The sequence below is a fragment of the Candidatus Methylobacter oryzae genome, from assembly GCF_003994235.2.
In the GTDB taxonomy this organism is placed as follows: Bacteria; Pseudomonadota; Gammaproteobacteria; order Methylococcales; family Methylomonadaceae; genus Methylobacter_A; species Methylobacter_A oryzae.
In genome coordinates this window covers 1-8609 of sequence record NZ_RYFG02000059.1, presented here as the reverse complement: position 1 = coordinate 8609, position 8609 = coordinate 1, and the positions used below count along the sequence as shown (strand labels likewise).

The following is an 8609-nucleotide window of genomic DNA, read 5'->3' as shown; positions in this document are numbered from 1 at the left end:
GGTTATCGCCACGTTCATCACCGGCTTTATGCCGGGCAAAGACCAGCTCAATCCACAATATTAACCAGCGGTCAATGCGTAACTTCTATTAGAACTTATACCCAAAGGGAATAAGTAGGGTTTGAGCAGCCAAATAAGTTTCGTTTGAGCAGACAAGCTGCTCAACTCAGCTTTATTCTCAGCACCGGCCCGGCTCGCGCAATTTCAACAGCAAAACAGACATGCAGCCGGTTAGACCTTCCAGGTTTTTAAAACCTGGAAGGTCTAAGGCACCGTTTCGAATAGACGAAAACGTTAATAAAGGCCGGATAGACACGGTCGGCGAAAAATCGACGGCCAATATTTTTTCGTGTCTTTCGTGCCTTTCGTGGACACTGCATAACGTCAGTTAAATAATCCATTGCCTTTTTGCTGAAAAATTACCGCCCGTGCTATTGGGTGATTGTGGGTAGCCCGGCTATTCGTCATGTATCAAACATCGGAAGGAGTTAATCGTGGACAAGAGTGTTTCCGTGATCGTCAGCGACATGATAGTCGGCAAGCCAAACAAGTGGGAGGATATTTATCGGCTAAACCGCTTTACGCCTGTAAAGTCCTTTGCCGAGTTTTTTAAAGAAAATGCCGATAATTTTGCCCAATATCTGAAAGGCGCGCCAGATGTTGAATCCATAGACGAAATACCGCCGGGTGAAGGCAAGGTTTCGAAAGAAATAGAGAAAAGCTCGCGGTCTATAAAAATTAGTCATGCTTGCTCAACCGTATGCACGCACATGAAATGCACCGTGAACTGGAACCCCGCCGAAAAAAACATGGGATTGCCCTTGTCACGGCAGCCGGTCCAAGATCAACGGACAAGTTATAGAAGGCCCGGCAGTAACCGGTTTACCGGAAAAAAAACCATAAACTGTTTATCAGGCCTTTTTAAATTTGACCACCTTGTTCAAAGGACTCAGGTTGATTTCATCGATCACTATCTGCGCCCGAGAATTCAGCACGTAAGACACCGCATCGGCGACATCTTCCGGTTCGATATAATTGCTTTGGTCGTCGCCCGGCTCAAACGACAGTTGCTCGAAAAACTCTGTTTTAACCATACCGGGATTGACCAGGCAGACCCGCAGATTGCTTTTGCCGCATTCTTCGCGCAAAGCTTGGGTAAAACCGCGTACTGCAAACTTAGCGGCGCAATACACAGTACCTTTACGACTACCTTTTAACGCCGCTTCCGAACCGATGAAAATCAAATCGCTATGCTCCTTGCGCTTTAACGCAGGCAGCAAGGCCTTGACTAAAAAAGCCTGGCTGGTGAAGTTCAACGAGATCAAGTCTTCAATTTGCGCATAGGAAAACTCTTCGACCGAACCGAACTGCCCCCGGCCCGCGCAAAGAACGGCCGCATCGATTCCGGGAAAAGCCTGTTCCAGTTCGCGAATGCTTTGCGGTATGTCGTTTAAGCGGCTTAAGTCCAGCTGTACGGGAGTGAAATTAGCCTGCTGCCGGATAAACTTGCTGCTGTCGCGCGATATGCCGATCACATGATGGCCTTGTTGCAATAAATCCCTGGCAATAGCCCGGCCAATGCCGGAACTGGCTCCGGTTACCAGAACGGTACGTTTTATAATGTACATGGAAAAAACTTGTCGGCAGGGATGTAATTTAAGAGTTGCTCAGTGCAATAATGCATCATTTCCTGCTCCAATTCCTGTTGGTACGAAACCATGCCTTGCCGGCTAAGCAACGGCCCGGCAAACAGCTTTGCTTCGGGATAAAGCTTATGCACTTTTTTAAAGAAATTCTCCGGCAGCCTGAACACGCCAAGACTAACCGAATGCAAGCGGTTTAAATCGATCCTGGAAAAGACTTGTTCGAACAACTCCCGATACTGCGATTGATAGCCGGATTGATAAATCAGCGGGTCGAAACGCAGTCCGATTTGCCAGCCCTGCTGCTGCAATTTGCACAGCGCATCCAGACGGCGCTCGACCGGCGGCGCTTTAGCCTCGACTTTTTCGGCTATTTGTTCCGGCGACAGGCTGAAAGCCACGATGCAGCGCGGCAGAGGCTGCCGATTTAACAAACTCCTGACCTGCGTACTTTTGGTTCTTAACTCCAGCCAGGCATTGGGCAGTGTTTCAAAAAACGGCAAAAAATGCTCGGCAAAGCCGGTTACCGGCTCCAGCGCCAAGCTGTCGCAATCGTAGCCGGAGAAAAAATGCAATTCTTCGTTCGGCGATTCAACGCACAGTTGCCGGATGTCTTGCTGGAAATCCTCGTAATTGACGAACAACACATAATGGGCCGATTGATACATGCCCTGTAAGAAACAATAGCGGCAGTCGTACAGGCAATTCAGCATATGCGAAAAATAATAGTTCCTGGCTGCTCCGATGCCGTAACCCGAAGGCGCCGGCAACGCAAAGTTTTTATATTTTTCGGCCAGGATCAAGGCGGGCTGTTGCTTTTGCAGGCGAAAGTTTTGCGCTCTGGGATTGAACACTTCGCCGTAACGGCCGCAGGTTATTTTCCTGGCTTGCGGAAATCTGGCAAGAATCTCCAAAACACGCGGATGCTGCAGGATGGCTTCTTCGATGTAAATGGTTTCGATCATAAGCTGGGTAATTTTAATGGAACACGGATGACGCGGATTAGACGGATTTGAACGGATTTTTGAAAGCCGATGGTAACTATCAGTCTATGCAAGGCCATTGCCATAAGAAATGGCCCGAATCATAATTATTTTTCACCATGAAGACACGAAGAAAAAACATAAACTTTGTGTCTTCATGGTGAAAAAATAATCAGTGTTTATCCGCCTAATCCGCGTCATCCGTGTTCTATTCTCTATATGCCGAATCATTCTCTTATTTTATCGTTTGGTAGGCCTAATGTAGCACAGCTTAGCGAATCGAAAGCCTTGTGATTTATCGGACCGGCCTTATATAGGGTAGAATACTTTCAACTCAACCAACTATTAACAAGCATGAAAACAAACAAAATAGGTTTTATCGGCGGCGGCAATATGGCGTCCAGCCTGATTAGCGGATTGATTGCCAGCGGTCATGCCGCCGAGCAAATTTGGGTATCGGATATTAACCCCGACACACTGACAAATCTTAAAACGCAGCTAAACGTTAACACGTCAACAAACAACGACGACATCGTTAATGCGGCCGATGTCGTGGTTCTGGCTGTCAAGCCGCAGACGCTGGGCGCAGTCGCGCAAAGCATCGCCTCGCCGATTCAGCAAAAACAATCCTTGGTCGTATCGATTGCGGCCGGCATCAACCAAGCCAGCCTGAGCCGCTGGCTCGGCGCCGATACCGCGATTGTCCGCTGCATGCCGAACACGCCGGCGCTGGTGTTGACCGGTGCTACCGCGCTGCACGCGAACGACAAGGTAACGAATGAACAATGCGACTTGGCGGAAAATATTCTCCGTGCGGTCGGCATTGCGCTTTGGGTCGAAGAAGAAGCCGCGCTGGACGCGGTGACCGCCGTGTCCGGCAGCGGCCCCGCCTATTACTTCCTGCTAATGGAAGCGATGGAAAAAACCGCGTTGGAATTGGGCCTGAAGCAAGAGACCGCGCGTCTGCTGGTGCAGCAAACCGCGCTGGGCGCTGCCAAGATCGCGCTGGAATCGGCCGAATCGCCGGAACAATTGCGCAAGCGCGTGACTTCGCCCGGCGGCACCACGCAACGCGCCATAGAAACTTTTGAACAAGGCGGTTTTACCGAACTGGTTGCAAAAGCCCTGCATGCGGCACGCGACCGCTCTATCGAAATGTCTAAACAAATGGAGAATTCATAATGGATTCGAGCTACATGACCGACCCGGCGATCTTCATCATTGATTCGCTGTTTTCACTGTATATTCTGGCCGTGATGCTGCGCTTTTTATTGCAATGGTGCGGCGCCGACTTTTACAACCCTATCTCCCAGTTCCTGGTTAAGGCGACGCATCCGCCGCTAAAACTACTGCGCCGCTTTGTGCCGTCCATCGGCAAGATCGATACGTCCTCGCTGGTGCTGGTGCTGGCGCTGCAAATGCTGGCCGATTTTTCGATTCTGCTGCTGAAAGGCGTCGCGATCAGCATCGGCGCGTTGACGATTTTATCGCTGACCCAACTGGTTTCGTTGCTGATCAATATCTTCATCTATGCGGTATTCGCCAGGGCCATACTCAGCTGGGTGCCGGGCATGTTCGGTCCCGCATCGTCTATTCTGTACAGCCTGACCGAGCCTGTGCTTGGCCTGTGCCGCAGATTCATTCCCGACCTGGGCGGCATCGACTTATCGCCTTTAGCCGCATTGATGCTGTTGCAACTGGCCAAAATGGTCATATTGCCGCCGTTGCATCAACTAGCCAGTCTAATCGGTTGAACTGGTATCTGTGGCAACAGGGGGTTTTGACGCTGAACCTCCACATTCAACCCAAAGCCAGTAAAGACGAGTGGGTAGGTTTGCATGGCGACCGGCTGAAACTCAGGATTAAGGCGCCGCCGGTCGACGGCAAAGCCAACCAGCATGTGCTCGGCTTTATCGCCGGCGAGTTCGGCGTCAGCAAATCGGCCTGCAAACTGATCTCCGGCGAATGCGGCCGGGAAAAGCGCGTCGCGATCAGTTCCCCGCGAAAACTTCCTTCGCTGCCGGATTCGCTGGCATTCGATATTTCGTTATAGAGCCGCCGGCAGGTAGCACCTACCTGCCGAATCCGCTTACGATTTGGTAAAAGAAACTACCGTCTTCTATCGTCAAGCCGTTCGTGCGGATCCTTCGACAAGCTCAGGACTAAAGGCGTTATCGAAGCATGATCGGCTTGACGCGCGGTAGGTCAAAATTTTTCCGCCCACCCTTCGACAAGCTCAGGGCGAACGGAAAATTTTATCCGATTCATATCGGGAATTTATTAATAACCGTATCCTTAAAACCAGATCAACTTCGCCGCCATCACGAACAGCAGCAACGAAAAATAGCGTTTCAGCTTCTCCGACGGCAATCTATGAGCCAGTTTTGCACCTATCGGGGCGGTAAAAGTGCTGGTTAATACGATGCCTATAAAAGAAGGGATATAAATATAACCCAAACTCCAATCCGGCAGTTGCACCATATCCCTGCCCAATAAAGCGTAACCTATCGTACCGACCACGGAAATCGGCAATCCGCAAGCGCTGGCTATGGCTACCGCATTGCGCATCGGGGTTTGGAAATGAACCAGGAAAGGCACGATCAACGTACCGCCGCCGATTCCCAACAATGACGATAACAAGCCCATCAGGCACGAGACGCCTAAGTCCAATGCCTTGGAAGGTTGCTGCTGCCCGGGCTTCGGCTTTAACTGCAAGGCCATTTGCACGCCCATCGCCAGCAAATAGATGATAAATATAACGCGCAATACGTCGCCGGCGATATAGTCCGCGACGACCGCACCGAGCGCCGCGCCGGCCATAATCCCCGGCCCCATCGCCAGCACTTTATCCCACAATACCGAACCCAAGCGATGATGGGCAAGTACCGAAAATATCGAAGTCAGCACTATTGTCGCCAGCGAAGTAGCCACCGACATGATCATGACCAACTCCTCCGGAAATCCTTTCGCGGCAAACAACATCGCTAAAACCGGCACAATAATCAGGCCGCCGCCTATGCCGAACAGCCCTGCCATCAATCCGCCGACCGCGCCTAATAAAATACTGGCTAAAAAAACTACTATCACGTTAACTCCCCTGATTATCTGTTAATTGCCCGGCCGGCATTATGCCTTTTTTTGCATTCGGCTGTGCTATTCTGCGCACATTATTTAGACAGTTTGAGGCAATCAGTGGAAATATATCTTGTCGGCGGCGCAGTGCGCGATCAATTGCTTGGGCTTCCAGTCAAAGAGAAGGACTGGGTCGTAATCGGCGAAACGCCCGAATCGATGGTAAAACAGGGCTTTCGGCCGGTAGGCAAGGATTTTCCGGTATTCCTGCATCCGCAAAGCCGCGAGGAATACGCACTGGCCAGAACCGAAAGAAAAACCGCGCCCGGATATAAAGGCTTTACCGTGCATGCAGCGCCCGACGTCAGCCTGGACCAGGACTTGATCCGCCGCGACCTGACCATCAACGCGATGGCAATGACGCCTGAAGGCAGACTGATCGATCCTTACGGCGGCCGGCCCGATCTTGAAAAGCGCATTTTCCGGCATATCTCGCCGGCTTTTGCAGAGGACCCGGTGCGCATCTTGCGCGTCGCCCGCTTTGCCGCCCGCTACCGTCATTTAGGTTTTACGCTGGCCGAGGAAACGCGCGTGTTGATGCAAGCTATGGTAACGGCAGGCGAAGTCGATCATCTGGTCCCGGAGCGGGTATGGGCCGAGCTGTTTAAAGCGCTTAACGAAAAGTCGCCGAGCGCGTTTTTCGATACCCTGAAAGCATGCACGGCGCTGGACAAAATCTTCCCGGAAATAAGTTGCTTGTTCGGCGTGCCGCAGCCGGAAAAACATCACCCGGAAATCGATACCGGCATCCATGTCATGCTGTGCCTTGACCAGGCCGCGCTGTTGTCGCCGAGTCCCGAAGTCCGGTTTGCGGCATTAGTCCACGATCTGGGCAAAGGCGTATCGCCTAAAGAAAATTGGCCGCATCATTACGATCATGAAACCAAGGGGCTGGCTATCCTGGAAAAAATGTGCGCCCGCTTGCGCGTGCCTAACGCGTTTAAAACCCTGGCCTTGCAGGTCATGCAATACCATACGCATTGCCACCGCGCTTTTGAATTACGGGCTTCGACGTTAACCGATATGCTGTCGGCTTTAGGAGCCTTTAAGCCGGCCAATAAACTGACTGAATTTCTGCTGGCCTGCGAGGCCGATGCCAAAGGCAGAACCGGTTTTGAAAACGCCCCCTACCCTCAAGCCGGCCTGCTAAGCGGGGCGGCCAAGGCGGCCGCAGCCGTCGATACGTCGGCTATTGTGAATGGCGAGCTTAAAGGCCAGCAAATCGGCGAAGCGATTCGGCGCTTGCGAATTAAGGCCGTCTCCGAGTTTATTAACTGATGTTGCATAGTGTCCACGAAAAGCACGAAAAAATATCAGCATTAGGTTTCTCGCCGGCCGTGTCTATCCGGCGTTTATTGAAGATCCGGCTTACTCGGAACGTTGCCTAAACCTTCCAGGTTTTACGACTGCCAGGGACGGCGGCCGAGACTGCTCCAGGCAGTCCCCGGCATTTCCTCCAGCCATGGAGGTCAGAAGTGCTGGAGCCGCCGGGAACGGCTCCAGTAAAAATCTGGAAGGTCTAGCTTGTCACTATTTTCGTGCTTTTCATGGACAACGCTTTTTACTCAATGCGAACAAACCCGGTTCCGCCCATTCTCTTTTGCCGCGTAGAGCGCTTTATCCGCCATATCCACCAATAACTGAGGCATGAAACCTTCCGGAATCCTAGCTTGAGTCGCTATCCCCACGCTGATGGTGACAACGTTTCCGGTTTCGGAACAAGCATGCGGCAAGCCAAGCTTCTCGATACGCACACGCAGACGTTCGGCAATCTGCAGAGCGGACAACTGGTCGGTTTCCGGCAGAATAACCACAAACTCTTCACCACCATAACGCGCGACCAAGTCGCTAGGACGAACTACACCTTTCGCCAACTCCATCGCAACCATCTGTAAACAGACATCGCCGGCACCATGACCATAATGGTCGTTGAATTGCTTGAAATGATCGATGTCGATCATTAACAACGAAAGCGGTGTCGCATCTCGTATCGCCTGTTTTAATTCCGCTGCCAATGCTTCATCGAAACGGCGGCGATTCGGAATGCCGGTCAGCGCATCGAGTAATGACAGCGATTCCAACAGGTCGGCTTGCTGCTTGAGACGAATATGGTTGCGGATCCGCGCCTTGGCAATCGGAATGACGAAAGGCTTGGTGATATAGTCAACCGCCCCCAGGTTCAACCCCAACTCCTCATCGGAATTAGCATTCTTGGCCGTCACAAAAATCACCGGAATATTTTGCGTACGCACGTCTTCCTTTAGATGCCGGCATACTTCAAAGCCATCCATGCCGGGCATCATCACATCCAGCAGAATCAGGTCCGGCCGCTCACGTTGCACAATTTTCAGCGCATCTACGCCATTGCTCGCCACTTTAATTCTGTAGACGGAACTTAAGGCCTCGGCAAGAATTTGTACATTAGTGGGAACATCGTCAACAATTAAAATCATCGACTGTTGCTGAACGTTAATCATTAGATCTCCTGAATATCCGGTAGTTCGGTGAGTTGGCGCAAAATCTTGCGGGCTTGGTCATAGTGAAGGCCGTTGATCCGGCGGCGCAAACGGGCAAACAGCTCCAATTGCTCAATGCTCAGATGCGGCTTGAGTGTGCCCAGCAACGCGTCGGGAATAAAGTCGTTGTCTTTGAGCTTCCGATCCAGTTCGGCGGCAATCCGGTTCAGCGCGTCGCGGTCGCCGCCGTTGTCCGGCAGCACCTCTTCGGGCGGATGCAGGGCGGCAATCGCCGCCAGGGTCTGCTCCGCAACTTCCCGGAAGTGCTCAAGGCTCAAGACCACCCCTCCTTGTTTCAGCTCCGCTTCCAGGGCTTCGGAGGCGGCATGAAGCGC

The 8609-nt window shown here is 51.9% G+C and carries 9 protein-coding genes; 4 read left to right on the top strand and 5 right to left on the bottom strand.

Annotated elements, in window-relative coordinates; genetic code table 11:
• Window positions 1-911 precede the first annotated feature (911 nt).
• Complete coding sequence (locus tag EKO24_RS06765) at window positions 912-1628, bottom strand: SDR family oxidoreductase (protein WP_127030607.1); 717 nt, start codon at window positions 1626-1628, stop codon at window positions 912-914.
• Window positions 1616-2608 carry an SPL family radical SAM protein gene (locus tag EKO24_RS06760; protein ID WP_127030608.1) on the bottom strand — a complete coding sequence of 331 codons (993 nt, stop codon included), beginning with the start codon at window positions 2606-2608 and terminating at the stop codon, window positions 1616-1618. Before EKO24_RS06760 ends, EKO24_RS06765 begins: the two co-directional genes overlap by 13 nt.
• A 372-nt stretch (window positions 2609-2980) precedes the next feature.
• Between EKO24_RS06760 and proC the strand changes: the two genes are divergently transcribed.
• The 3 genes from proC to EKO24_RS06745 are packed head-to-tail and all read left to right on the top strand — an operon-like array spanning window position 2981 to window position 4679.
• On the top strand, window positions 2981-3808 hold the full coding sequence (gene proC / locus EKO24_RS06755) for a pyrroline-5-carboxylate reductase (protein ID WP_127030609.1): 828 nt from the start codon (window positions 2981-2983) through the stop codon (window positions 3806-3808).
• A complete protein-coding gene (locus tag EKO24_RS06750) occupies window positions 3808-4380 on the top strand; it encodes a YggT family protein (RefSeq protein ID WP_127030610.1) in 573 nt (190 codons plus the stop codon). The genes proC and EKO24_RS06750 overlap by 1 nt, the downstream gene beginning before the upstream one ends.
• The gene (locus EKO24_RS06745; RefSeq protein ID WP_127030611.1) at window positions 4377-4679 is read left to right on the top strand and encodes a DUF167 family protein; all 303 of its coding nucleotides are present in this window, start codon (window positions 4377-4379) and stop codon (window positions 4677-4679) included. The genes EKO24_RS06750 and EKO24_RS06745 overlap by 4 nt, the downstream gene beginning before the upstream one ends.
• Before the next feature lie 242 nt (window positions 4680-4921).
• On the opposite strand, the gene EKO24_RS06740 is transcribed toward EKO24_RS06745, so the two are convergent.
• Window positions 4922-5713, bottom strand: coding sequence for a sulfite exporter TauE/SafE family protein (locus EKO24_RS06740; protein WP_127030612.1), 792 nt, complete (start codon window positions 5711-5713; stop codon window positions 4922-4924).
• A 105-nt stretch (window positions 5714-5818) separates the two neighbouring features.
• On the opposite strand from EKO24_RS06740, the gene EKO24_RS06735 reads away from it, so the two are divergent.
• Window positions 5819-7036: a multifunctional CCA addition/repair protein gene (locus tag EKO24_RS06735; protein WP_143733193.1), complete on the top strand. Its 1218-nt coding sequence runs from the start codon at window positions 5819-5821 to the stop codon at window positions 7034-7036.
• A 287-nt stretch (window positions 7037-7323) separates the two neighbouring features.
• On the opposite strand, the gene EKO24_RS06730 is transcribed toward EKO24_RS06735, so the two are convergent.
• Window positions 7324-8235 (bottom strand): diguanylate cyclase, encoded by a 912-nt coding sequence (locus tag EKO24_RS06730; protein WP_127030613.1) that lies wholly within the window; start codon window positions 8233-8235, stop codon window positions 7324-7326.
• On the bottom strand, window positions 8235-8609 hold a 375-nt coding region (locus EKO24_RS22530), incomplete at its 5' end, for a hypothetical protein (protein WP_161990579.1). The genes EKO24_RS22530 and EKO24_RS06730, both read right to left, overlap by 1 nt.

Coding starts and splice junctions, on each gene's coding strand:
- EKO24_RS06730 (WP_127030613.1), bottom strand. CDS start 8,235: ATGATTAACGTTCAGCAACAGTCGATGATTTTAATTGTTGACGATGTT.
- EKO24_RS06765 (WP_127030607.1), bottom strand. CDS start 1,628: ATGTACATTATAAAACGTACCGTTCTGGTAACCGGAGCCAGTTCCGGC.
- EKO24_RS06750 (WP_127030610.1), top strand. CDS start 3,808: ATGGATTCGAGCTACATGACCGACCCGGCGATCTTCATCATTGATTCG.
- proC (WP_127030609.1), top strand. CDS start 2,981: ATGAAAACAAACAAAATAGGTTTTATCGGCGGCGGCAATATGGCGTCC.
- EKO24_RS06760 (WP_127030608.1), bottom strand. CDS start 2,608: ATGATCGAAACCATTTACATCGAAGAAGCCATCCTGCAGCATCCGCGT.